Below are 21,900 nucleotides of genomic sequence, written 5' to 3' on the forward strand. Positions count from 1 at the left end.
GCGACCAGCATGGGACGACTGATTGGGAAATGTCAATCACTGTGGGAGGATGGTCTGCGTGACGGAACCCGCACCCGCTGACGACGCCTCGACGGCCGACGCGGACGCCGATGCCCGGGCTCTGGCGAGCACGCTGCGCATCCGGATCCTGCGGCTGTGCCTCGACGAGCCCCTCACCAACCGGGAGATCGCACAGCGGCTCGGCCGCAACCCGGCGACCGTCCTGCACCACGTCCGCACGCTCGTCGACCGGGGGTTCCTCGTCGCCGAGCCGGTGCGCCGGGGGGCGCGCGGCTCACGCGAGGTGCCGTACCTCGCCACCCGGAAGTCGTGGCGCACTCCGGGCGGTCCGGGCATGAGCCGGATCCTCATCGACACGTTCCTCGAGGAGGTCGCGCTCGTGGACCCGCAGGAGGTCCTCGTGACCCGCCTCGGCCTGCGGCTCGACGACGACGGCCTGCAGGAGCTGCTGTCGCGCGTGCAGGCGATCTTCGAGGAGTTCGCCGCGCGACCGACCGAGCAGACGCAGACTCCCTACTCCGTGTTCTGGTCGCTGCACGAGGACGTGACGCGTCAGACGCCCCCGCGCAGCGCGGCGATGGGTTCGATCGATGCGGCCTTGAGCGACGGGTAGAGCCCGGCGAGGAGCCCGATGACGCCGCCCGCCAGGGCCGCGACGCCGACCATCCGCAGGTCGAGGATGGGGGTCCACTCCTGCGCGGCGCTGACCCCGACGACGACGGCCACCCCGAGGGCGGCCCCCAGCATCCCGCCCAGCAGCCCGACGACCACGGACTCGACCATGAACTGCGCGCCGATGTCCCGCCGGGTGGCCCCCAGCGCCCGCCGCAGACCGATCTCGCCGACACGCTCCAGCACGGACAGCAGGGTCACGTTCGCGATGCCCACGCCGCCGATGAGCAGCGCCACCCCGCCGAGCGCCAGGAAGATCGTGTTCACGTCCGCCTGCACGCTCTGCCGCACCTTCGAGGTGGCCGGCGGCGTCTGCACGTCGATGGTCTCGGGTGCGTTGGGGTCCAGCGCGGTCGCCAGCTGGCTGCCCACCACGGGCCCGGCGCCGACAGCGAGGTGCAGGTGGAGCTCGCCGGGCGCCGCCAGGGCGAAGTCCGCTCGCGCGGTCCCCTCCGGCATCAGCACGCCGCCCAGGACGTCGGAGCGCCGCACCACGTCGTCGATGATGCCGATGACCTGGTAGGCGCGGTCGCCGATGAAGATCGACGGCTGGCGGTCCACGCGGACCACGCCGAGCCGCCGGGCCGCGTCCACCCCGAGCACGACCACGCGATCGGCGCGGTCGTCGTGCCCGGCGTCGAAGTAGCGGCCCTGGACCACCCGGCCGCCGATGGCGTCGAGCGCCCCGGGTGAGGTGGCGATGACGTCGGGCGCGGCCGTGCGGGCGGCCGACGGGTCGTGCACCGGCACCGCGGTGATCTCCGCGTCGCCGACGTCCACGGTGGAGAAGGTCCCCGCCGCCTCGACGCCCGCGAGGCGCTCGGCGCGCTCCGACGCGTCCCACGGCAGTGTGCCGATCGCGCGCTCGGAGCCGTCCCAGCCGTTGTTGGTCTCCGGCTCGGCGACCGCCTGCGTCGCGGCGACCGCGTCGAACTGCTTGTTGATCTGCCCCGACGCGGTCTGCGCCAGCCCGACGGTCACCACCACGGACGCGATGCCCAGCACGGTGCCCAGGATGGTCAGCAACAGCCGACCCGGGCGCGCACCGATGCCGGCCGCGGCCTCGGCGAGCAGGTCCCGGAACCCGAACCGGTCGGTCCGCGCCACCCGCTGCGCCAGGGCGGTCACGGGATCTCGCGCAGGTAGCCGTCGGCGATGCGCACCCGGCGCTGCGCACGCGCGGAGACCTCGTCGTCGTGCGTGATCACCAGCAGGGTCAGCCCGCCCGAGTGCAGCTCGTCGAACAGGTCGAGCACGCTCGCCGAGCTCTCGGAGTCGAGGTTCCCCGTCGGCTCGTCGGCGAGCAGCACCCGCGGCTGCGCCACGACCGCGCGCGCGACGGCGGCCCGCTGCCGCTCGCCGCCCGACAGGACCGTGGGGACGAAGTCGACCCGGTGGCTGAGCCCGACCCGGTCGAGCGCGGCCACCGCGCGGTCGCGACGCTCGGACCGGGGCACCCCGCTGTAGAGCGTGGCGAGCAGGACGTTCTCGAGCACGGTCCGGTGCGGCATGAGGTGGAAGGCCTGGAACACGAACCCGATGTGACCGGCCCGCAGCGCAGCGCGCTCGCGCTCGCCGGCCCCGGCCGTGGGGATCCCGTCGAGCAGGTACTCGCCCTCGGTCGGCTTGTCCAGCAGGCCGAGCAGGTTCAGGAGCGTGGACTTGCCCGAGCCGGAGGGCCCGACGACCGACAGGTAGTCGCCGGACGCCACCGCGAGGTCGGCCGGGTGCAGCGCGTGCACCGGAGGGTCGCCGGGAAACTGGCGGGCGGCACCCCGCAGCTCGAGCACCGGCGCCTGTGGCTCGAGCTGCTCGGGTGCGTCGAGCAGGTCGAGGACGGTCACTCGTCCGCCTCCGTGTCCGTCGTCTTCTTCTCGGTGTCGGCGACGCCCACGACCACCAGGTCGCCGGCCACGAGCGGGCTCTCGGCGCTCGAGATCTCCACGAAGCCGTCGGCCGCCAGCCCGGTGGTGACGGTCACCAGCGAGCTGGCCTTCCCGCCCGTGCCGGCGAGCTCGACCCGGGACTCGCCACCCGGCCCGGCCGTCAGCGCGGCAAGCGGAACCGCGAGCACCTCGCCCTGCGTCGAGCTCACGGGCACGCGCACGCGCACGTTGGTGTTCTGCAGCGCGAACACCTGCTCGGGCGTCAGGCTCCCCAGCGTGAAGACGACCGCCCGCCGGTCACCCTTCGGCGCGGCGGGCTGCTCGGGCTCCTCGCCCTCCGGCGTCCCGGGCTCGGTGGTCGGCGTCTCGACGGAGTCCTTGACCGCAGCGACGGTGACCGGGAGCTCCTGGTCGTCGAGCGTGATCGACCCCGTCGCGCCGACCGTCAGCAGCTCCGCGTCGGCGCGCGTCGCGCTCCCCGTGATCTGGATGGTGGCACCGGAGACGCTCATGAACTCGCCCGTGACCGTCCCGCCGCGGATCGCGCTGACGACGTCCACCCGACGGGGGAGCGTCGGCACGAACACGACCTCGCTGGCCGGCAGCGGCGTGAGCGTCGCCGCCTGTGCCTCCGTCTGGAGCTCCCGGGCGGCCGTCAGCTGCGCCTGCGCCGACGTCACCGCGGCACGCTCGGACGCGACGTCCTTCGCCGTGCCGGCCTCGGCGCGCTCGGCCTCGGCCTGGGCGAGCGCGCCCTGCGCCTGCACCAGCGCGGCCTGGCTGCACGGCGCGTCCTCGGTGGGTGCCGCGCAGCGGGTCTGCTCGTCCGCGAGCGTCTGGCGCGCGACCGCGACGGCGGTGTCCAGGCCGATGATCACCGACGACGCCGGCCCGGCGGCAGCAGCGGCCAGCTCGCGCTGGGCGGCTGCGAGCCCGTCCTGCGCGGACCGGACACCCTCGCGCGTCGCGGTCGCCGTGTCCTGCAGGTCCTCGCCCGCGGCAGGGGGCTCGTACCCGACCTTCTGGTACAGCGCGCGGACGCCCGCCGCGGTGGCGGAGTCGTACGTGTCGGTGGCCGGGTCGCCCGCGTCGATGCCGAGCGAGGCGAGCGCGGCCTTCAGCTGGCGGACGTCCGGGCCGGAGACCCCGGCTCGGAGCGACCGGTACGTGGGGAGGTCTCCCGGCAGGACGATGACGGGCCGGCCGACGATCTCGAGCGCGACCGAGGCCGCCCCGATCTGCGCACCCACCTGCGGCACCTGCCCGGTGACGACGGCGGGACCGCCGAGGTCGCCGGTCTCGACGCGCAGGGCGACCGGGTCGTCGTACCCGACGTCGCCGCGGATCACGAGCTCGTTCGAGATCACGCGGTTCTCGACCGGCACCGTGATGGGGCCCGCGGTCGGGGGAGCGGCGTCGGCGGCTGCCTTGCCCGGCGACACGATCAGCTGGCTCAGGAACAGTCCTGCGGCGAGGCAGACGACGGCGACGACCGCCATCACGACGATCGTGCGGCGCCCTCCGGTGACGTGGGTGCTCACGTCTTGTCCGCCTGCGCCGCCTTCTCGACCATCGCGTCGAGCTCGTCCTTGTGGGCGTCGATGAAGTCCTGCTCCACCGCGAACTGCGCCTCGAGCGCCGCTCGCGCCGAGCCCGTGCTCGTCTGGCACGTGCGGTCGGCCGTCGCGGTCGCGATCTCCTCGTCGCGGAGCTCGGCCAGCGCCGCCGGGTCCTGCGAGCCGTCCTCCTCGTCGTACGGGATCTCGTTGACCGCCTCGTAGACGCTGTTCTGCGCCTCCTGCGGGTTGGCGAAGTCGTAGCCTTCCTCCGCCATGCACTCCGCCCACTCGCGGTAGGCGGCGATGGTCCGCTCGTCCTTCTCCACGTCCGTGTACAGCTCGGACATGCCGTCCATCAGGTCCTTGAACTCCGGGTCGTCGTAGACCTGGCCCTCCTCGTAGACCTCGTGCTGGGCCTTGCCCTGGCAGCCGGCCGTCGTCCAGTCGTACTCCTGCTCCACCGCGGTCTCGTCGTCGGTGGGCTCCTCGGACATCGTCTGCTTGCCGTACAGCGCCTCGTAGAACGCGGTCTGCTCACCCTCGCTCATGGTCGCCAGGTAGTCGGCGTTCGGGTCCACCCACTCCTCGCCGCCGCCCTTGTTCATCGGCATCTCGGCGTACGTCGTGGCGCCGTAGCCGTACTGCTCGGCGAACTCGAGGGAGTCCCAGGCGGGCATGTCGCCCTCGTCCTCGATGCTCTGGGTCATGCCCGAGGCGTCCTGCGGCGTGTACTCGAAGCCCTCGTCCTGCATGCAGGCGGCGACGATCTCCTCCGACCGGGCCTGCTGGGCCTCGGCGTCGGAGGGGTCCTGCGAACCACCCAGCTGCTCCCAGTACACGGCGAGCGGGCTGTCCTCGTAGGTCAGGGTGCCGTCGTCCGTGGGATCGCTCCCGCCGCTGCCGCAGCCTGCGAGCAGCGTCACCGCGACCGCCGCGGCGGCGAGCGCGGAGGTGGTGCGCGTGGATCTCATCGTGTCGGCCCCTTCGGCGGTGGAGTCACAGGTGGTCTCACTCGTGTCGACGATGACCATAGCGGCGCAAAGTGGGTCAAAGATCCACCTTGAGGGTGATCTCCTGGGCGCCGTCGTGACGAGCGCCGGGCGTCCGCCCCTCCGCGGACGCCCGGCGTCGTGGTCACGCCCTCGACCGTAGGGAGCCGGTGTGCCGTCGCACATCCACCGCAGGTCGCACAACCTTTTCGCCCTGTCAGACGTCAGTATCGGATGGCGTCGATCACCTTGACCCGGACGGCGACGATCGCGGGGATCAGTCCGGCGAGGGCGCCGACCGCGACGGCCGCGGCCATGCCCACCAGCGCGGCGCTGACCGGGAGCGGTGGCATGTCCTGGATGCCGCTGCCGAAGATCCGCTCGACGGGGATGTTCTTGATGATCGCGACCGCGAGGACGACGCCGACGAGCCCGGCCACGACCGTCGCGACGACCGACTCGAGCATGACCCCGAAGAACACGCGCCCGGAGGTGGCGCCGAACGAGCGCCGGATCCCGATCTCCCGGATGCGGTAGCGCACGGTCACCAGCGCGATGTTCACCAGCCCGAGCCCGCCGAGCAGCAGCGCGAAGGCGCCGATGCCGATGCCGACCCACTTCGTCGCCCGGTCGAGCCCGCCGGTGTCGTAGTTGTTGTCCTGGACGTCCACCTGCCAGCCCGGTGCGACTGCCTGCATGTCTCGCTTGATCTGGTCGGCGAGCGCCGTCGACTGCTCGGTGGGCACCCACAGGAACATGGACGGCACCTGCGGGGGCATCATCGGGTTGGGCACCACCGGTCCGGAGCCGCCGGACTGCATGCCGGAGCCGTCCGGGCCGATCCACCGGTGGTACTGGTCGTACAGGACGTAGGCGACGGGTTCGGCATCGGACCAGTCGTCGTGCAGCACGCCGACCACGGCAGCCGTGACCGGCGCCCGGTCGCCCAGCTGCACCGTGGGGTGCGACGAGAGGTCCGACAGCCCCTGGGCCTCGAGGAACGCCTCGTTGACCACGAGCGTGGGCGCCATCGCCTCCTCGTCGGCGTCCGTGAACCAGCGGCCCTGCACCGGCACGATCCGGTTGATCGTGCCGAGGTCGGCGTCGACGGCCTGGACCTGCGTCGCCCGCGTCCCGTCGGGGTACCGGACCACGGCCTGCGTCCACTCGTTGCGGCTGGCGTAGGTGATGTCGTAGCGCTCGAGCACCTGCTCGAACTCGGCGTCCCAGCCCGTCGGCGGGGTGGCGTCCTCCCCGGAGGACCAGGCGTTGACGTTGAGCGTGACCACGCGGCCGGACTGGCGCTCGGTCTGCTCCTTGAACGACTGGTTGAGCATGGAGACCAGCGCGGTGACGCCGGTGATGGCGGTGACCGCGCAGGCCACGCCGATGAGGGCGAGCAGGACCCGGAGCTTGTGGATCCGCAGCTCTCCCCAGGCCTCGACGATCGCGCCGACCGCGCCGGTCATGCGAGCACCTCTGCCTCGCCGGTGGGCTCGGGCAGCCGACGCTCGGTGCGGGCGGACCGGTCCGCCACGAGCGTGGGCACGTCGCCCACCCAGTCGGCGGTCGTGTCGAGGCTGATCGGCACCAGCACGCCCTCGGTCAGCCGGTACTGGCGCTCCGCCCGTGCCGCCACCGCGAGGTCGTGCGTGATGGTCACCAGCGCGGCGCCGGTCTGCGACGCGATCTCGTCGAGCAGGTCCATGACCTCGGCGCCGGTCTCCACGTCGAGGGCGCCGGTCGGCTCGTCGGCCAGGATGACCCGCGGCCCGCGCACGAGCGCCCGGGCGATCGCGACCCGCTGCTGCTCGCCGCCGGACAGCTTGTCGGGCATGGTGTCCACCCGGTCGCCCAGGCCGACGCGCTCGAGCATCTCCGCGGCCAGGCGCGTGCGCGACCAGAACTGCCGGCCCCGGGCGTAGAGCAGCGGAGCGGACACGTTCTCGAGCGCCGTGCGACCGGGCAGCAGGTTGAACTGCTGGAACACGAACCCGAAGTCCCGCCCGCGGCGCTTGGTGCGCGTGCCGTTCGAGAGCTTGCCGATCGGCACGCCCTCGAGCAGGTACTGGCCCGTGGTCGGCGCGTCGAGCAGGCCGAGGATGTTGAGCAGCGTCGACTTGCCGGTGCCGGAGCGGCCGACGATCGCGACGTGCTCGCCCGCGTCGACCGAGAGGGTCACGCCCTGGAGGATGTGCAGCAGCCGGTCGTCGGGCAGCCGGACCGTCCGCGTGACGTCGGTGAGCTCGAGGAGGCTCATCCGCCGCACACAGCCGGGTCGTAGTTGAGGGTGCAGTCGACCGGCTTCCCGGCGCCGCCGGGCACCGGGATGAACTCGAGGATCGTGTCGCCCGCGGCCAGGCCCTCGGTGATCTGCACGTTCTCGCCGTCGGTGAGGCCCAGCCCGACGGGCCGCTTCTCGTCGCTGCCGTCGGCGGCGACCACCCAGACGTTCCCCTTCTGGACCGTGCCCTGCACCGCCGTGATCGGGACGACCACCACGTCGGCGGCCGTGCCGTTGGTGATCTCGACCGACGCGCCGAGGCCGGGAAACGCCGTGACGCCCGCCGGGATCGCGCACGTGACCGTGCCCGACGCGCTCGTGACCCCGGTGGAGTCGGGTTCGGAGCCCGTGGCGGGGGCTGCGCCGACGCGCAGCCCGGTGCAGTCGAACGGTGCCGGCCCGCCCGTGAGCGTGACGCTGGCCTGGGTCGGGGCGCCCACCAGGCGGTACTGCTGGTCGGGGGTGAGGGTCCCGGTGACCGAGAGCGTGCCGGGGGCCACCTTGCCCACCTCGTCACCGACCGAGACCACCTGGTCCTTGAGCGTGGGCAGCGACAGGGTCCCCGCGACCGGCGCCTTCACGGTCTCGATCACGACCTTCGGTTTGCGCTCGGTGGTGGTCACCTCGCCCGTCTCCGGGTTCGTCTTCACGATCGGGTCCTGCGGGGTCTCCTGCCGGATCTCCAGGATGGGAGCGCCCGCGGCGACCGCCGCGCCGTCCGCGGCGAGCAGCTTGGACACCGTGCCCGCCAGCGTGGCCCGCACGACGACGGCCGGGTCGGAGGTGACCGACGCCTGCACGGTCACCGCGTTGGTCACGGTGCCGGTCGCCACCTCGACGGTCGGCTCGACGATCGCCCCGGTGGGCTGCAGGGAGTTGTCGACGGTGCTGACGTCCGCACCGGCGAACGCGATCTTCACCAGGGCGGCCGCGATGATCGCCCACAGGATCAGGCGGATGGTCGGGAAGATGATCCGGCGGGTGACCCCCACGGTCGGGCTCCTCGTTGTCGATGGGACGGCCAGCGGTGCGACCGGAACGTACCGACCCCGCGCTGATCAGGGGATCCGTCGGGAGGATGATGTGCGTCCGGTATCGCGGGCCAGACACTACTGCGCGGTGCGTACTAGACGTCAACCACCGTCGCGGCGTGTCACGACGGCGAAGGTGCAGGCCAGCTCAGCTCCCACGCGTCCAGCTCGGCTCGGTGCTCGTCGACGTAGGTGCGCTGCGCGACGGCGACCAGCCCGTCCCGGGTGCGGGTGAGCCCGACCTCCTCGTCGCACCCTCGTTCGGTCGTGGCCAGCTGGATCTCCCGCTCGAGCAGCGCCGGTCGGACGTCGACCGGGATGCTCCCCGACCCGGTGGACTGGTACGGCGCGACCTCGTCCGCGATGAGGCGCATCCCGTCGCCGAACGCGTCCAGCTCGGGATGGCCGCGCTCGGCGGCGCACGCTCGCCACTGCGTGGCGGCGGCGGTCACCTGCGCGTCGTCGTCGACGGCGTCCTCGATCCGGGTCGTCTCGTCCCGGAAGTGCTGGTAGGTGGCGTCCTCCCACCACGTCCACGCGGCCTGGTCCGCCGGCCCTGCGCAGCCGTCGACGTCGGCCTGCGGGTCGTCCGCCGCCGCGCCGAGCAGCGCCTGGTCGTAGGCGGTGCGCTCGGCCTCGGACATGGCCGCGAGCGTCTCCTCGTTCGGGTCCGGGGCTGCGGTCGACACCGCGGTGCCGACGCCGTCGACCAACCCGTAGCCGTGCTCCTCCGCCCACGCCAGGGTGGAGTGCTCCGCGGTCACCTCGACCAGCTCGGAGTGCCAGGCGCCCTCGGGGCGAGGCACGTAGTCGAAGCCTTCCGCGTGCATGCAGGACGCGATCGCCTCCTCGGCGGCGACCGCGCGCGCGTGGTCCCCGGTCTGCATCCTCGCCGCGTACTCGCCGAGGTAGTCGCTCAGCGGACCACCGCCCTGCGCACCCGAGGCGCCCGAGCACCCCGCGACCAGGACGAGACCGACCACCGTCGCCGCGCGCGCACCCCGCATGACGCAGGACGCTACGAGCGCGCGACCGTGGCTCGCATCGAGCGCGGGGCGGACAACGAAACCCGCCGCTCGTTCGTCAGGTCAGGACGCGGCGCCCGCGGCCGTCGCCACCAGGAACGCCGGTGCCCGCAGACCCTGCGCCGCGAACGCGTCCGCGACCGCCTGAGCCACTCGGTCCACCTCGTCCGCGGCGACCAGCGCGATCGCGGACCCGCCGAACCCGCCCCCGGTCATCCGCGCTCCCGTGGCACCCGCCTCCCGAGCGGTGTCGACGACGAGGTCCAGCTCCCGGCACGACACCTCGTAGTCGTCGCGCAAGGAGGCGTGCGACTGGTTCATCAGGGTGCCGACGAGCCCGACCTCGCCGGCGTCGAGCAGGGCGACGAACCAGGTGACCCGGTTGATCTCGTTGACCACGTGCCGGACGCGGCGCACCTGGACGTCGTCGTCCAGCTTGCCGAGCGCCCACTCCAGGCCGCGGGGGTCGTCCGAGATCTCGCGCAGCGTGTCGACGCCGAGGCGCTCCGCCGCCGCCTCGCACGACGCGCGGCGGGCCGCGTACTGACCGTCCACGAGGGCGTGCTCGGCGCGGGTGTCGACGACCAGCAGGGCCAGGTCGTGCGCGGCGAGGTCGAAGGGGACGTGCCGGACGGAGCCGTCGAGGCAGTCGAGCAGGAGGGCGTCACCCTCCTGGGCGCGAAGGGCGGCGGCCTGGTCCATCCCCCCCGTCGGCGCCCCGGCGATCTCGTTCTCGGCGCGCACGCAGAGCGACGCCAGCGTCGCGCGTCCGTCGTCGGACCCCGCCAGGCCGAGCGCGAACACGGCGTCTAGGGCGACAGCCACCGAGGCCTCGAGCGCGGCGGACGACGAGAGCCCGGCGCCGTACGGCACGCACGAGTCGACCGCGACGTCGAACCCGGAGACCGTGTGCCCCGCCTGGCGCAGCGCCCACGCGACGCCGACGACGTAGCCGGCCCAGCCCTCGACCGTGCCGGGTGCGACGTCCGCCAGCTCGATCGTCCGCAGCCCGGCGGGCTCCTGCGCGGAGACGAGCCGCACCGTGTCGTCGTCTCGCCGCCGCAGGGCCACGTAGGTGCGGTGGGGGAGCGCGATGGGCAGGCAGAGGCCGCCGTTGTAGTCCGTGTGCTCGCCGATGAGGTTCACGCGGCCCGGCGCCGACCAGGTGCCGTCGGGCTCCGCCTCGAACCGGGTGCGGAACAGCCCGGCGGCGCGGTCGGCGCCCTCGGCGGGGGTCCAGGCCTCGAGCCACTCGGGTGTCATGCCAGCTCCTGCAGTCGGGTCGCGATGCGCTCGGGGGTGGTGTCGCTGATCCAGGCACCCATGCCGGACTCGACGCCCGCAAGGTACTTGAGCTTGCCCGGCGCGCGCAGCACCGAGAACAGCTGCAGGTGCAGGCGGGAGTCGTCGCGACCCTCGCGCACGGGGGCCTGGTGCCAGCCGGAGATGTACGGCAGCGGGATCGCCTCGCCGTCGGGGCCGACGAAGAACCGGTCCAGCCGCTGCAGCAGCGACAGGTAGACGGTCGACAAGTCCTCGCGCTCCGCGTCGGTCAGCGCCGGCAGGTCGGGCACGTCGCGCCGCGGGGCCAGGTGCACCTCGACGGGCCAGCGCGCCGCGAACGGCACGTACGCCACCCAGTGCTCAGACTCCAGCACGATCCGCTCGCCGTGCGCCAGCTCGGCGTCGAGCACGTCGCGGCCCAGCAGGCGGCCGGTCTGCTCCCGGTGCGCACGCGCCTGCGCGAGCATCGCGGTCGTCTTCGGGGTGAGGTACGGGAACGCGTAGATCTGCCCGTGCGGGTGGTGGAGAGTGACGCCGATCTCCTTGCCGCGGTTCTCGAACACGAACACCTGCTCGATGCCCGGCAGAGCGTTCAGCGCCTCGGTCCGCTGCGCCCAGGCCTCGACGATCGTCCGCATCCGGCCCGGCGTCACCGTGCTCAGCGACGCGGTCGAGTCCGACGAGAAGCAGATGACCTCGCAGCGGCCCGCGGCCGGGCGGACGGTCCACAGGGGCGCGCCGTCGCGCTGCACCGGGACGTCGGGGATACCCGGCACGGCGAGCAGCGACGGGAACCGGTTCTCGAACACCACGACGTCGTAGTCCTCCGCCGGGATCTCGCCGTCCTGGTAGACCGCGCCGGGCTTGGCGGGGGCGAGCGGGTTGGCGTCGGCCGGCGGCAGGAACGTGCGGTTCATGCGCTGGGCGGCCATCGGGATCCACTCGCCCGTGAGGGGGTCGCGGCGCAGCTCCGGGCCGGTGACCGGCTGCGGGACGCCGTCGGCGTCGGGGACAGGGGCGAACCGGTCGACCAGGGGGCGTGCGTCCTCGAGCGTGCGGGTGGCCGCGCCGGAGACGTAGGGCTCGGAGTCGTCGAAGTAGAGCAGCTCCCGGCCGTCGGCGAGCGTGGTCGTGGTCAGTCGGACGGTCACGGGGTGGCTCCAGAGGTGTCGACCAAGACCAGGGTGGTCGCGGTCAGGTGTCGTCGGGCGTCGGCGGGCAGGCCGTCGTCGGTGAGCAGGGTGTCGACGTCGTCGAGCGGGGCGATGCGGGCCAGGCCGACCACCCCCCACTTCGTGTGGTCGGCGAGCACGGTGGTCGCCGCTGCGCAGGCCATGAGCGCGCGGTCGGTGGCGGCCTCCGCGAGGTTCGGGGTGGTCAGGCCGTGGGCGTCGAGCCCGTGCACGCCGAGGTAGGTGCGGTCGACGCGCAGGCTCGCCAGCGTGGCGTCGGCGACAGGGCCGACGAGCGCGTCGGACGGCGTACGGACTCCGCCGGTGAGGATCACCTCGATGCCGTGGGCGCCGTGCAGGGCGTCGGCGATCCGCAGGCCGTTGGTGACGACCGTGAGCGGACCGATGCCCGAACCGGCGAGCAGCTCGGCGAGCAGGTACGTGGTGGTGCCGGCGGAGAGCGCGACGGCCTGCCCGGGCTCGATCGTCGCCAGCGCCGCGCGCGCGATCGCCGCCTTCTCGGCGCCCGCCCAGGAGCGCTTGGCCTCGAAGCCCGGCTCGTCGGTGGGTCGTCCGGGTGCGTCGGGGGCGACCGCTCCGCCGTGCACCCGCCGGACCAGGCCGGCCCGGGCCAGCTCCGCGATGTCCCGCCGGACCGTCATGTCCGAGACGTCGAGGCGCTCCACCAGGTCGGCGACCCGCGCGGCACCCTCGGAGCGCACGGCGGCGAGGATCCGCTCCTGGCGCTGGGAGGCAAGCACCCGAACAGCATCGCACTCAAACAAACAAACTTCAACACGCGCTGGTCTCGATGCCGGCCGGCGATCTGCGACGTCCGCACATGAGGCTGCTCTGGCGCTCGGATGTGCGGACGTCGCGGGAGAGTGCTGGGCAACGTCCGCACATCGGGTCGCCAGGGCGCTCGGACGTGCGGACGTCGTGCTCGCTACCGCGGGGCGCGCGTCGAGCGTCAGCGCCCTGCGGGGGTCAGACCCAGGGAGCGGCCCGCCAGGCCGCGGCGGCGGGCGGCCAGGGAGCGGGCGACCTCGCGCAGAGCCTGCGCGGCGGGGGAGTCGGGGGCGCTGAGCACCACCGGGGTCCCGTCGTCGCCGGCCTCGCGCAGCCGGACGTCGAGGGGAACCTGGCCGAGCAGCGGGACGTCCCCGCCCGTGATCCGGGTGAGGTTGTCGGCGACGGTCCGCCCCCCACCGGAGCCGAAGATCTCCAGCCGCGAGCCGTCCGGCTGCTCGAGCCACGACATGTTCTCCACCACGCCGACCACGTGCTGGCGCGTCTGCACGGCCACGGACCCGGCACGCTCGGCGACCTCCGCGGCGGCCACCTGCGGGGTGGTGACGACGACGAGCTCGGAGCTCGGCAGCAGCTGCGCGACGGAGATCGCGATGTCCCCGGTGCCGGGCGGCAGGTCGAGCAGGAGCACGTCGAGGTCGCCCCAGAACACGTCGGCCAGGAACTGCTGCAGCGCGCGGTGCAGCATCGGCCCGCGCCACACGACCGGCTGGCCGGGCGGCACGAACATGCCGATGGAGACCACCAGGACGCCGAACGCCTCGGGCGGGAGCAGCATGTCGTCCACCCGCGTCGGCTGCCGGGTGACCCCGAGCATGCGGGGGATCGAGAAGCCGTAGATGTCGGCGTCGACGATGCCGACCTTCAGCCCGTCTGCCGCCATGGCGACCGCGAGGTTGGCCGTGACGGAGGACTTGCCGACGCCGCCCTTGCCGGACGCGATCGCGTACACCTTGGTCAGCGACCCGGGCTGCGCGAACGGGATGACCGGCTCGGTGTCGGTCCCGCGCAGCAGCGTCCGCAGCGCTGCGCGCTGCTCGGGTGACATCACACCGAACACCACGGACACGTCCGCGATCCCCTCGACGGAGGCCGCCGCGGCGCTGACGTCGCGCGTGAGCGTGTCCTTCAGCGGGCAGCCGGGGGTGGTCAGGTCGATCCCGACGGTCGCGCGCGCGCCGTCGACCTCGACGGAGCGCACCATGCCGAGCTCGGTGATCGGGCGCTTGATCTCCGGGTCGAGGACGTGTGCGAGCGCCTCGCGGATGGCAGCGAGCAGGGGGTCGGTGGGGTCCGGCATGCGGCCCATCGTAGGCGGCGAGCGGACTAGCCCCGGGGGGCCTTCCGTCCCCGTTCCGACGGCTCCGGGCTCTTGTCGGGCTCGGCATCGCGCTCCGCCGTGAGGTCCTCGAGCATGTTGCGCAGCTCGGAGCGGACGAAGTCGCGGGTGGCCACCTCGGACAGGGCGATGCGCAGCGCCGCCATCTCGCGCGCCAGGAACTCGGTGTCCGCGAGGTTGCGCTCGGAGCGCTGCCGGTCCTGCTCGGCCTGCACGCGGTCGCGGTCCGTCTGCCGGTTCTGCGCGAGCAGGATCAGCGGGGCGGCGTACGACGCCTGCAGGGAGAGCACGAGGGTGAGGGCGGTGAACCCGTTGGCCGCCTTGTCGAACCGCAGGTCGTCCGGGGCGTACACGTTCCAGGCGATCCAGACGAGGCAGAACAGCGTCAGGTAGATGATGAACCGCGGCGTGCCCAGGAACCGGGCGATGCTCTCCGAGATCTTGCCGGACGCGTCCTCGTCCAGCTGCGGCTTGCGGATGAACCGGCGCCGCGTCTCCAGCGGGGTGTCGAGGCGCTCAGCCACGGGTCACCCCCGGCCCCGGCCCGCCGAGCACGCCCGTGCCCGAGAAGTTGCCCTCGTCGTCCGTCTCGCGCCAGTCCTCGGGCAGCAGGTGGTCGAGGACGTCGTCGACGGAGACCACCCCGAGCAGGCGCTTCTCGGAGTCCACCACCGGCAGCGCGAGCAGGTTGTAGGTGGCCAGGTTGCGCGTCACGGCCAGCAGCGGGGCGTCGACGGGGATGGACTCGATGTCGGTGTCGACGATCGAGCCGATGGCCTCGTGCGGGGGCTCGCGCAGCAGCCGCTGCAGGTGCACGACGCCGATGAACCGGCCGGTGGGCGTCTCCAGGGGCGGTCGCGCGACGAAGACCATCGACGCCAGCGCGGGCGTCAGGTCCTGGCGGCGCACGTGCGCGAGCGCCGCGGCGATGGGGGTCTCCGGCCCGAGGATCACGGGTTCGGTGGTCATCAGACCGCCCGCGGTGTTGTCCTCGTAGGCGAGCAGGCGCCGGACGTCCTTGGCCTCCTCGGGCTCCATGAGCTCGAGGAGCTCGGCGGCCTGCTCGTCGGGCAGCTCGCCGAGCAGGTCGGCGGCGTCGTCGGGCTGCATGGCCTCGAGCACGTCCGCGGCGCGCGTGCGGGCCAGGCCCTGCAGGATGCCCACCTGGTCGTCCTCGGGCAGCTCCTCCAGCACGTCGGCCAGCCGCTCGTTGTCCAGCGCGCTGGCCACCTCGAGCCGTCGCGTGAGGCCGAGGTCGTGCAGGACGTCCGCGAGGTCGGCCGGCTTGAGGTCCTCGTACTGCGCGAGCAGCAGCTCGGCGCCCTGGGCGGCGCTGGCCTGGCCGAGCCCGGTGACCTCGTCGACCGAGACCAGCAGGGTCTCGCCGCGTCGGCGCAGGATTCCTCGCCCGCCCGGCGGCTGGCGGCGGACGAAGATCTTCGAGATGACCCAGTCGCCGTTGCGCTGGAGCTCGATGGCGACGTCCTCGATCGTGGCCGGGCCGGAGCCGTCGACGAACTCGACCGTGCGGTCCAGCAGCTCGCCCACGGCGAGGGTCTCGAACGCGCGCTGCTCGAACCGGCGCATGTTCACCAGGCCGGTCGAGATGACCTGCCCGGAGTCGATGGAGGTGACGCGGGTCAGGGGGAGGAACACGCGCCGTCGGGCGGCCACCTCGACGACGAGCCCGACGGCCCGGGGCATGCCCTTGGGGCGCACCAGCACGACGACGTCGCGCACCCGTCCCACCTGGTCACCGAGGGGGTCGAACACGTTGGTCCCGGCAAGGCGCGCGACGAACACCCTGGTCCCGACGCTGCTCACGTCGGCCAGCCTAGACCGGGCTCCGGCTGCCGGCCGCCGCCATGCCGGTCGTCCGGGCCTGGCGATCCCTGCGACGCTGGGGGAGGATCGCCGCATGTCGTTCTCCGGTAACGCTCGTGCCCCGCGCACCCCCACGCCACCGCAGGGTGAGACGGTCGCGTCCTACGCCACCTACCTCGAGGCGCAGAAGGCGGTGGACCACCTCGCGGACAAGGCGTTCCCCGTGCAGCTGGTCACGATCGTCGGCGCCGACCTCAAGATGGTCGAGCGCGTCACCGGGCGCCTCTCCTATCCTCGGGTGGCCCTCGGCGGGTTCCTGTCCGGCGCCTGGTTCGGCCTCTTCGTCGGCCTGCTGCTCAGCCTGTTCACCACGCCGGGCGCGCAGAGCCCCTTGGTGCCCGCGATCTTCATCGGTGGCGCCTTCGGGCTGCTGTTCTCGGTGATCACGTACTCGTTCACGCGGGGCAAGCGGGACTTCACGTCGACCAGCCAGATCGTCGCGTCGTCCTACGCCGTGCTGTGCCGGGCGGAGCAGGCGCACAAGGCCCGCGAGCTGCTGCGGGAGATCGGTGGCGTCCAGTCCGGCTGGCCCGCGCGGCCGGCCGCCCCGATCACCACCACCAGCCCGTCGGATCCGTCGGCTGCGTACCCGCCGGCTGCGGCCCCCGCGGACCCGTGGGGCTCTCCGACCGTGCCGCCGGTCGCGCCGCCCGGACCACCCGCTCCGCCGACCGGACCGCCGTCCGACCAGCCCGTGCCTCCGCCCGCGCCGAGCGTGCCTCCGCCCGCGCCCTGAGCCGGGCGGCCCGGCGCTCGCGGAAGGTCGGCTCCGGGTCGACCTGCGGGGCGTCGGGGAAGCCGCTGCGTGCCTCCCGGAGCGTCGCGGCCTTCGAGAACAGCAGTGCGAGGTTCGGGCCGTCCATGTCTGCCTCCTGTGTCGGGGATGTCCCTCTCACAGGTGGTGACGCGGGCGGGCGCGCCCGATCGACACTCAGCGGGCGAGCAGTCCCGCCATCCATGCCTCGATGGCGTCGGGCTCGCGGGGCAGGGCCGCGGACAGGTTCTCGTTGCCGTCGGACGTGATGAGCACGTCGTCCTCGATCCGCACGCCGATGCCCCGGTACTCCTCCGGCACCAGCAGGTCGTCCGACTTGAAGTACAGGCCGGGCTCGATGGTGAACACCATGCCGGGCTCCAGCACGCCGTCGAGGTAGAGCTCGGCCCGGGCGACCGCGCAGTCGTGCACGTCGAGGCCCAGGTGGTGGCTGGTGCCGTGCACCATCCAGCGGCGGTGGTGCTGGTTCTCGGGCAGCAGCGCCTCCTCGGCCGTCACCGGGAGCAGACCCCACTCCTCGAGCCGCTCGGCGATCACCACCATCGCGGCCTCGTGCACGTCGCGGAACCGGGCACCCGGCACCGCGGCCGCGAAGCCGGCGTCGGCGGCGTCCAGCACGGCCTGGTAGATCCGGCGCTGCACCTCGGTGAACTCGCCGTCGATCGGGAGCGTCCGGGTGACGTCGGCCGTGTAGAGCGAGTCGACCTCCACGCCGGCGTCCACCAGGACCAGCTCGCCCGGCGTCACCTGGCCGTCGTTGTCGATCCAGTGCAGCGTCGTGGCGTGGTCGCCGGCCGCGGCGATCGTCTCGTAGCCGACCGCGTTGCCCTCCTGGCGGGCGTGGCCGACGAACGTGCCCTCGATGACGCGCTCGCCGCGCCGGTGCGCGACCGCCTGCGGCAGCGCGCGGACGATCTTCTCGAAGCCCTCGATCGTCGTGTCGACGGCGAGCCGCATCTGCTCGATCTCGTGCGCGTCCTTGACCAGCCGCAGCTCGGACAGTGCCTCGGCCAGCCGCTCGTCGCGCTGCCCGGCAGCCTCGGTGGCGCGGATCTCCTCGACCAGCTCCTCGATCGCCTCGTCGGCCTCGGGGACCACCCGCACCTGCACGCCGTCCTCGCCGACGTCCTTGGCCAGGGCGTCCCGCAGGTCGTCGAGGTGCGCGGTGCGGATCCCGGTGAGCGTCTCCAGGTCCTCGAGCGTCGGGCGCGCGCCCACCCAGAACTCCCCGGAGCGCGAGTCGGAGAAGAACTCCTCGGTGTCCCGGCCGGCCAGCGGGCGCATGTACAGGACGGCCCGGTGGCCGCCGCCGTCGTCGCCGGTGCCGTCCTCGACCGGGTGCAGGACCAGCACGGCGTCCGGCTCCTGCTCGGCGCCCAGCCCGGTGAGGTGAGCGAACGCGGAGTGCGGGCGGAAGCGGTAGTCGGTGTCGTTGGAGCGCGGCCGGTGAGTGCCGGCGGGGATCACGAGCCGCTCGCCCGGGAACTGCGCGGAGAGGGCCGACCGGCGCGCGGCGGTGTGGTCGGCCGCGGGGCCGCGCTGCAGGGCCGACGGCGGGCGCTCGCCCCAGCCGGAGGTGACGAACCGCAGGAACTCCGCGGAGCCCGGCCGCTGGGACCGGTTGCTACCCCGGTCGGCGAGCGGCTGGGTGGGGGCGGTCTCCGGCGTCAGGTCCTCACTCATGGCGTCATCCTCCCACCCGTCCCGGTTACCGTGACCCCGTGCGCATCGACCTCCACACCCACTCGACGGCGTCGGACGGGACGGGCGCACCCGCGCAGGTGGTGGCGGACGCGGCCGCGGCGGGTCTCGACGTCGTCGCCCTGACGGACCACGACACGACGGCCGGCTGGGCCGAGGCGGAGCAGGCGGCGCACGTGCACGGCATCGTGCTGGTCCGGGGGACCGAGGTGTCGGCCCGGTCCAGCGGCATCAGCATCCACCTGCTGTCCTACCTGCAGGACCCGACGCATCCCGCGCTGACCGACGAGCTCGACCGGACGCGCGACGCCCGCCTGAACCGTGCCCGGCAGATCGTGGAGCTGCTCGCCGTCGACGTGCCGATCACCTGGGAGGACGTCCTGGAGCAGGCGCGCGACGCCGTCGTCGTCGGACGGCCGCACATCGCCGACGCCCTGGTCGCACGTGGCGTGGTGCCGGACCGGGACGCCGCGTTCGTGCACCTGCTGGCCTCGGACGGGCCGTACCACGTGCCGCACTACGCCCCCGACGGTCCCGCGGCCGTCCGTGCCATCCGCGAGGCCGGCGGGGTGCCCGTCTTCGCACACCCCGGCGCCGACGCCCGCGGCCGGATCGTGCCCGACCGCGTGTTCGACCGCCTCGCCGCCGCCGGCCTCGGTGGCCTCGAGGTGGACCACCGCGACCACTCACCCGCCCAGCGGATGCGCCTGCGGGGCATCGCCGACCGCCTCGGCCTGCTGGTCACGGGGTCGAGCGACTACCACGGTGACGGGAAGGCCAACCGGCTGGGGGAGAATCTCACCGCGCCCGAGGTGCTCGCGGCGATCGAGGAGCGAGGGACCACCGACGTGATCAGACCATGACCGACGTGTTCGACGCCTATCTGTTCGCGTCGGTGTTCATCACGCTGTTCGTGATCATGGACCCGCCCGGGGTGGTGCCGATCTTCCTCGGCCTCACCGGTGCGATGACCCGCCAGCAGCGCAACCGCGCCGCGCGGCAGGCAGTGCTGGTGGCCCTCGGGGTGATCGTGGCGTTCGCCCTGTTCGGGCAGTCGCTGCTCGACTACATGCACATCACGCTGCCCGCCCTGCAGGCCTCCGGCGGGCTGCTCCTGCTGCTCATCGCCATGGAGCTGCTGACCGGGAAGATGGAGGAGCCGCAGCCGTCGGGCAACGGGAAGGTCAACGTCGCGCTCGTACCGCTGGGCACGCCGCTGCTGGCCGGCCCCGGCGCCATCGTCGCCACCATGGTCTTCGTCCAGCAGTCCGACAAGACCGTCGCCGACTGGACCGCCATCGCCGCCGGGGTGGTCGCCGTGCACGTGGCGCTCTACCTGGCGATGCGGTTCGCCAACGTCATCCACCGCATCCTGGGCGACTCCGGCACCATCCTGGTCACCCGGATCGCCGGCCTGCTGCTCGCGGCCATCGCCGTCCAGCTCGTGGCCGACGCGGTGACCGCGTTCATCCAGGCGGCATAGCGAGAGGGCGCGTGCTCCGCTGAGCACGCGCCCTCTCGTCCGTCCTGCTGTCAGGCCTCGGTGGCCGTCGCCTGCGGGGCGCCGCCCTCGCTGGCCTGGCCGCTGCGCGTGCGACGACGGCTGCGGCTCCGGCGGCCGCTGCCCCCGGTCGACGCACCCTCGGCACCCTGCTCGGGCGCGGCGCCGTCCACCGGGGCGGAGCCCTCGGCACCCTCGCCGCCCTCGCCACGACCGCGTCCGCGGCCGCCACGGCGACGGCGGCTGCCCTCGCGCGCCTCGCCGGAGTCGTCCGCCGGCCGCTCGGTGCGCGGGCCTGTGCTCGTCGGCGCCGACGACGCGGACCGCGTCTCGCCGGAGCGCGCGCGGGAGTCGCCGGAGCGAGAGTCGCCCCGACGCGAGTCGCCCCGCCCGCCGCCGCGGATCGCGTCCGAGTGCGTGGTCGCCGGACGCCCCCCGCCGCGCTTGCCCGTCTCGCCGAGGTCCTCGAGCACCTCGGCGCCCAGGCCCTCGCGGGTCTGCTGCGACTTGGGCAGACGTCCCTTGGTGCCCTCGGGGATGTCGAGGTCCTCGTACACGTGCGCCGAGGAGGAGTACGACTCGATCGGCTCCGGGATGCCCAGGCCGAGCGCCTTGTCGATCAGGCCCCAGCGCGGGATGTCGTCCCAGTCCACGAACGTGACCGCGGTGCCCTTGGCGCCCGCGCGGCCCGTGCGGCCGGTGCGGTGCAGGTAGGTCTTCTCGTCCTCGGGGCACTGGTAGTTGATGACGTGCGTGACGGCCTCGACGTCGATGCCGCGGGCGGCCACGTCGGTGGCGACGAGGACGTCGACCTTGCCGTGGCGGAACGCGCGCAGCGCCTGCTCGCGGGCGCCCTGGCCGAGGTCGCCGTGCAGCGCGCCGGCGGCGAAGCCGCGCTCGACCAGGTCGTCGGCCACCTTGGCGGCGGTGCGCTTGGTGCGGGCGAACACGATGGTCAGGCCGCGGCCCCGGGCCTGCAGGATGCGGGCCAGCATCTCGACCTTGTCGAGCGCGTGAGCGCGGTAGACGACCTGCTTGATGTTCTTGACCGTCTGGCCGTCGTCGTCCGGGTCGGCCGCGCGGATGTGCGTCGGCTGCGTCATGTAGCGACGCGCCATCGCGACGACGGCGCCGGGCATGGTGGCCGAGAAGAGCATGGTGTGACGACTGGCCGGCGTGGCCGCGAGGAGGGTCTCGACGTCGGGCAGGAAGCCCAGGTCGAGCATCTCGTCGGCCTCGTCGAGCACGACCGCCTTCACGTGCGACAGGTCGAGGTGCTTCTGCTTGAGCAGGTCGATCATGCGCCCGGGCGTGCCGACGACCACGTCGACGCCGGTGTTCAGCGCGGCGATCTGCGGCTCGTACGCGCGGCCGCCGTAGACCTGCAGCACGCGGACCTTCCGGCGGGAGCTGGCGGTGGCCAGGTCGCCGGCCACCTGGACGGCGAGCTCACGCGTGGGGACGACGACGAGCGCCTGCGGCTTGCCGGCGTGGGGCAGCTGCTCGTAGCCCTCCTCACCGGGGGCGACCACGCGGTGCAGCAGCGGGACGCCGAAGCCGAGGGTCTTGCCGGTGCCGGTCTTGGCCTGGCCGATGATGTCGTGGCCGGACAGCGCGACCGGCAGGGTCATCGCCTGGATGGGGAACGGGTGGGTGATGCCCGCGTCGGCCAGCGCCTGGACGATCTCCGGGCGGACGTCGAAGTCCGCGAACGAGGCCTCGACGGCCTGCACGGAGGACCAGGTGTTCTTCAGGGGGCGGGTCATGGGCTCGGCCAGAGCAGAGACCTGCTCCGGCGTCTCGTCGGTGGTGGTCACGAGGACTCTTCACTGCGAAGGGTGGTGTGCCGCGCGCTGCCGGGGCCGACGGGTGTCGGAGCGTCCCGGGCGACAGCGGAGTTCACCACGCGGGTTGGCCGGCAGCCGATCGTGCAAGTCGACTCGCGCGCGTCGTCCGGACGGGTCCGG

The 21,900-nt window shown here is 73.4% G+C and carries 20 protein-coding genes; 4 read left to right on the forward strand and 16 right to left on the reverse strand.

The genetic code is table 11. From position 1 onward, the window contains the following. Positions 1 to 58 precede the first annotated feature (58 nt). Positions 59 to 634, forward strand: coding sequence for an ArsR/SmtB family transcription factor (locus tag AC1DXT_RS11760; protein ID WP_477061494.1), 576 nt, complete (start codon positions 59 to 61; stop codon positions 632 to 634). Here the strand turns inward: AC1DXT_RS11760 and AC1DXT_RS11765 are convergent. The 14 genes from AC1DXT_RS11765 to AC1DXT_RS11830 all read right to left on the reverse strand — a co-directional run bounded on the left by AC1DXT_RS11765 (position 574) and on the right by AC1DXT_RS11830 (position 15,896). Next, positions 574 to 1,821: an ABC transporter permease gene (locus AC1DXT_RS11765; protein ID WP_477061495.1), complete on the reverse strand. Its 1,248-nt coding sequence runs from the start codon at positions 1,819 to 1,821 to the stop codon at positions 574 to 576. The genes AC1DXT_RS11760 and AC1DXT_RS11765 overlap by 61 nt on opposite strands. Further along, positions 1,818 to 2,537 carry an ABC transporter ATP-binding protein gene (locus AC1DXT_RS11770; protein WP_477061496.1) on the reverse strand — a complete coding sequence of 240 codons (720 nt, stop codon included), beginning with the start codon at positions 2,535 to 2,537 and terminating at the stop codon, positions 1,818 to 1,820. Before AC1DXT_RS11770 ends, AC1DXT_RS11765 begins: the two co-directional genes overlap by 4 nt. Then, positions 2,534 to 4,120 carry a peptidoglycan-binding domain-containing protein gene (locus AC1DXT_RS11775; RefSeq protein WP_477061497.1) on the reverse strand — a complete coding sequence of 529 codons (1,587 nt, stop codon included), beginning with the start codon at positions 4,118 to 4,120 and terminating at the stop codon, positions 2,534 to 2,536. The genes AC1DXT_RS11770 and AC1DXT_RS11775 overlap by 4 nt, the downstream gene beginning before the upstream one ends. Beyond that, entirely contained in the window at positions 4,117 to 5,109 is a 993-nt protein-coding gene (locus AC1DXT_RS11780; protein ID WP_477061498.1) for a hypothetical protein, read from the reverse strand. The genes AC1DXT_RS11775 and AC1DXT_RS11780 overlap by 4 nt, the downstream gene beginning before the upstream one ends. A gap of 242 nt (positions 5,110 to 5,351) precedes the next feature. Next, the gene (locus AC1DXT_RS11785) at positions 5,352 to 6,596 is read right to left on the reverse strand and encodes an ABC transporter permease (protein WP_477061499.1); all 1,245 of its coding nucleotides are present in this window, start codon (positions 6,594 to 6,596) and stop codon (positions 5,352 to 5,354) included. Continuing rightward, entirely contained in the window at positions 6,593 to 7,387 is a 795-nt protein-coding gene (locus AC1DXT_RS11790; protein ID WP_477061500.1) for an ABC transporter ATP-binding protein, read from the reverse strand. The genes AC1DXT_RS11785 and AC1DXT_RS11790 overlap by 4 nt, the downstream gene beginning before the upstream one ends. Beyond that, the gene (locus tag AC1DXT_RS11795; RefSeq protein WP_477061501.1) at positions 7,384 to 8,403 is read right to left on the reverse strand and encodes a permuted SH3 domain-containing protein; all 1,020 of its coding nucleotides are present in this window, start codon (positions 8,401 to 8,403) and stop codon (positions 7,384 to 7,386) included. The genes AC1DXT_RS11790 and AC1DXT_RS11795 overlap by 4 nt, the downstream gene beginning before the upstream one ends. 161 nt (positions 8,404 to 8,564) lie before the next feature. Then, positions 8,565 to 9,449 carry a hypothetical protein gene (locus AC1DXT_RS11800; protein WP_477061502.1) on the reverse strand — a complete coding sequence of 295 codons (885 nt, stop codon included), beginning with the start codon at positions 9,447 to 9,449 and terminating at the stop codon, positions 8,565 to 8,567. A gap of 81 nt (positions 9,450 to 9,530) precedes the next feature. Beyond that, complete coding sequence (gene galK / locus AC1DXT_RS11805) at positions 9,531 to 10,730, reverse strand: galactokinase (RefSeq protein ID WP_477061503.1); 1,200 nt, start codon at positions 10,728 to 10,730, stop codon at positions 9,531 to 9,533. Then, positions 10,727 to 11,902 (reverse strand): galactose-1-phosphate uridylyltransferase, encoded by a 1,176-nt coding sequence (gene galT, locus AC1DXT_RS11810; RefSeq protein ID WP_477061504.1) that lies wholly within the window; start codon positions 11,900 to 11,902, stop codon positions 10,727 to 10,729. The genes galK and galT overlap by 4 nt, the downstream gene beginning before the upstream one ends. After that, positions 11,899 to 12,684, reverse strand: a complete 786-nt coding sequence (locus AC1DXT_RS11815) for a DeoR/GlpR family DNA-binding transcription regulator (protein WP_477061505.1) — start codon at positions 12,682 to 12,684, stop codon at positions 11,899 to 11,901. Before AC1DXT_RS11815 ends, galT begins: the two co-directional genes overlap by 4 nt. Positions 12,685 to 12,893: 209 nt before the next feature. Then, positions 12,894 to 14,033: an Mrp/NBP35 family ATP-binding protein gene (locus tag AC1DXT_RS11820; RefSeq protein WP_477061506.1), complete on the reverse strand. Its 1,140-nt coding sequence runs from the start codon at positions 14,031 to 14,033 to the stop codon at positions 12,894 to 12,896. Positions 14,034 to 14,059: 26 nt separating this feature from the next. Further along, positions 14,060 to 14,596 (reverse strand): DUF1003 domain-containing protein, encoded by a 537-nt coding sequence (locus AC1DXT_RS11825; protein ID WP_477061507.1) that lies wholly within the window; start codon positions 14,594 to 14,596, stop codon positions 14,060 to 14,062. Beyond that, a complete protein-coding gene (locus tag AC1DXT_RS11830) occupies positions 14,589 to 15,896 on the reverse strand; it encodes a magnesium transporter MgtE N-terminal domain-containing protein (RefSeq protein WP_477061508.1) in 1,308 nt (435 codons plus the stop codon). The genes AC1DXT_RS11825 and AC1DXT_RS11830 overlap by 8 nt, the downstream gene beginning before the upstream one ends. A gap of 94 nt (positions 15,897 to 15,990) precedes the next feature. On the opposite strand from AC1DXT_RS11830, the gene AC1DXT_RS11835 reads away from it, so the two are divergent. Beyond that, on the forward strand, positions 15,991 to 16,692 hold the full coding sequence (locus AC1DXT_RS11835) for a YflT domain-containing protein (RefSeq protein WP_477061509.1): 702 nt from the start codon (positions 15,991 to 15,993) through the stop codon (positions 16,690 to 16,692). 195 nt (positions 16,693 to 16,887) lie between these two features. Here AC1DXT_RS11835 and AC1DXT_RS11840 read toward each other — a convergent pair whose 3' ends face one another. Beyond that, the gene (locus tag AC1DXT_RS11840; RefSeq protein ID WP_477061510.1) at positions 16,888 to 18,414 is read right to left on the reverse strand and encodes an aminopeptidase P family protein; all 1,527 of its coding nucleotides are present in this window, start codon (positions 18,412 to 18,414) and stop codon (positions 16,888 to 16,890) included. Positions 18,415 to 18,452: 38 nt separating this feature from the next. On the opposite strand from AC1DXT_RS11840, the gene AC1DXT_RS11845 reads away from it, so the two are divergent. Together AC1DXT_RS11845 and AC1DXT_RS11850 are read left to right on the forward strand one after the other, a co-directional pair. Then, positions 18,453 to 19,295: a PHP domain-containing protein gene (locus tag AC1DXT_RS11845; RefSeq protein ID WP_477061511.1), complete on the forward strand. Its 843-nt coding sequence runs from the start codon at positions 18,453 to 18,455 to the stop codon at positions 19,293 to 19,295. Continuing rightward, positions 19,292 to 19,915 (forward strand): MarC family protein, encoded by a 624-nt coding sequence (locus tag AC1DXT_RS11850; RefSeq protein ID WP_477061512.1) that lies wholly within the window; start codon positions 19,292 to 19,294, stop codon positions 19,913 to 19,915. Before AC1DXT_RS11845 ends, AC1DXT_RS11850 begins: the two co-directional genes overlap by 4 nt. Before the next feature lie 50 nt (positions 19,916 to 19,965). Here AC1DXT_RS11850 and AC1DXT_RS11855 read toward each other — a convergent pair whose 3' ends face one another. Beyond that, positions 19,966 to 21,699: a DEAD/DEAH box helicase gene (locus tag AC1DXT_RS11855; RefSeq protein WP_477061638.1), complete on the reverse strand. Its 1,734-nt coding sequence runs from the start codon at positions 21,697 to 21,699 to the stop codon at positions 19,966 to 19,968. Positions 21,700 to 21,900 lie beyond the last annotated feature (201 nt).

The organism is Cellulomonas sp. P1_G12_2, assembly GCF_056405535.1.

Bases quoted from the DNA above. Each gene is read 5' to 3' on its own strand.
- AC1DXT_RS11800 (WP_477061502.1), bottom strand. From the start codon at position 9,449: ATGCGGGGTGCGCGCGCGGCGACGGTGGTCGGTCTCGTCCTGGTCGCG.
- AC1DXT_RS11820 (WP_477061506.1), bottom strand. From the start codon at position 14,033: ATGCCGGACCCCACCGACCCCCTGCTCGCTGCCATCCGCGAGGCGCTC.
- AC1DXT_RS11840 (WP_477061510.1), bottom strand. From the start codon at position 18,414: ATGAGTGAGGACCTGACGCCGGAGACCGCCCCCACCCAGCCGCTCGCC.
- AC1DXT_RS11855 (WP_477061638.1), bottom strand. From the start codon at position 21,699: ATGACCCGCCCCCTGAAGAACACCTGGTCCTCCGTGCAGGCCGTCGAG.
- AC1DXT_RS11850 (WP_477061512.1), top strand. From the start codon at position 19,292: ATGACCGACGTGTTCGACGCCTATCTGTTCGCGTCGGTGTTCATCACG.
- AC1DXT_RS11785 (WP_477061499.1), bottom strand. From the start codon at position 6,596: ATGACCGGCGCGGTCGGCGCGATCGTCGAGGCCTGGGGAGAGCTGCGG.
- galK (WP_477061503.1), bottom strand. From the start codon at position 10,730: ATGACACCCGAGTGGCTCGAGGCCTGGACCCCCGCCGAGGGCGCCGAC.
- AC1DXT_RS11835 (WP_477061509.1), top strand. From the start codon at position 15,991: ATGTCGTTCTCCGGTAACGCTCGTGCCCCGCGCACCCCCACGCCACCG.
- AC1DXT_RS11790 (WP_477061500.1), bottom strand. From the start codon at position 7,387: ATGAGCCTCCTCGAGCTCACCGACGTCACGCGGACGGTCCGGCTGCCC.
- AC1DXT_RS11780 (WP_477061498.1), bottom strand. From the start codon at position 5,109: ATGAGATCCACGCGCACCACCTCCGCGCTCGCCGCCGCGGCGGTCGCG.